The organism is Sagittula marina (assembly GCF_014196795.1).
Lineage (GTDB): Bacteria > Pseudomonadota > Alphaproteobacteria > Rhodobacterales > Rhodobacteraceae > Sagittula > Sagittula marina.
Genome location: NZ_JACIEJ010000022.1, coordinates 1 through 1,494 on the forward strand (window position 1 = coordinate 1; position 1,494 = coordinate 1,494).

The 1,494-nt window shown below is 63.5% G+C and carries 1 pseudogene; it reads right to left on the bottom strand.

From position 1 onward, the window contains the following. Nucleotides 1–114: 114 nt before the first annotated feature. A pseudogene (locus GGQ68_RS23025) lies at nucleotides 115–1,002 on the bottom strand (transposase); the annotation flags it as partial. Between the last annotated feature and the right edge of the window lie 492 nt (nucleotides 1,003–1,494).

Below are 1,494 nucleotides of genomic sequence, written 5' to 3' on the forward strand. Positions count from 1 at the left end.
TTCTACAATCCGCGACGCCGACACTCAGCGTTGGGCTGGAAAAGCCCTGTCGCGTTCGAGCGGAAGGTGGCCTAAACGAGCACCTGGGGCGGCACGAAAGCGCGACAGGTCCAACTCGCTGACAATCATCCCCGGTTTTCCACGCCGCTCGATCAGGGCTGAAAGCTCACGGGCAACACGCCGCCCCGAGATCGAGGGTGAGCCATCGAGCCGCCATCGGTTCGAGGCCGATGGCGAACGGATCGCCCCCAGGCATTCACGGGTGACGTCATCGACCACGTTGAGCACCCGGAAGCGCTGGCCGTTTGCGAACTGGTTATGGACGAAATCCAGCGATCCCGTCGACCGGCAGTCGTTTGCACAGCAAACGACGAGAGGGCGCGCGCATTGGCGCGGGCTTCGACCAGGATCGGCGCCCGTGTCCCGACCGCCTTGCGCCGGGCCTTCCGCTTGCGTACCGTCAGGCCTTCTTCGCGGTAGAGCCGATAGATCCGGTTGATGCCGGAAGGTTCGCCTTCGCCGCGAAGCAGAACGAACCGTCGACGCTCATTGGCCAGCTCCCTCAGCCGCCCTCGCAGCTCCGTATCCGGCGCACGCCGCGACTGATAGCGGACCATTTTGCGATCCGCTCCGATGATCCGGTAGGCCCGCCGCTCCGACAGACCGTGACCGGCCTGAAGGTATGCGACCGCTTCGCGCTTCACGGCGGGCCTTACCATTTTTTTGCGACCAGATCCTTCATCGCGGCCAGATCGAGCATCTGCTCGGCCAGCGCCCTGCGGGCTTACGCGGCCCCACTGGGGCCACGGTCCCTTGGACCTACAGCTTCGCGTTCTCGTCCTCGAGCGCCTTCAGCCGCTTCGCCTCCGACACCGTCATGCCGCCGAACTTGGCTTTCCAGTTGTAGAAAGTACCTTCCGACATGCCGTGCTTGCGGCACAGGTCGGCACACTTCGCGCCGGCCTCATGCTCCGACAGAATACCCCCTCTTGTCTTATGGATTCACCAGCTCTCGTTGCATGATGGGAGCCACTACGCAGATCGCGCAAATCGGCGTGGTGGCGGGGGATGGGTCGTACCCCTCTTGGTCGTCAGGGATCGTTGCCGAGTATGATCGCCCCCGCGCTTTCTTCGAACCTGAACGGATACCTGGGCTGCGGGCCCGCATGACAAGACGAGGTGGGAGATCCATTATGCAGAATACAATCGGCGTCGACGTTTCCAAGGCCATGCTTGATGCGTATTGCTCATTGAGAGGCGAACACCGGCAATTTCCGAATGGTGCCCCGGGATTGGCCGCGCTTGTGCGATGGGCGTCCCGTGTCGCGGCGGTCATCGTGTTTGAAGCGTCTGGCGCATACCACCGGGATCTCGAGCTTATGTTGTCGCGCCGCGGGGGGGGGGGTTTGTGAAGTTCAAAACCGCGCGGGGGAGGCGGGGTGGGGGGGCATGTTGAGGGTGTGGGGAGCAGGGGGCGCGGGGCGCAGGAAAAAT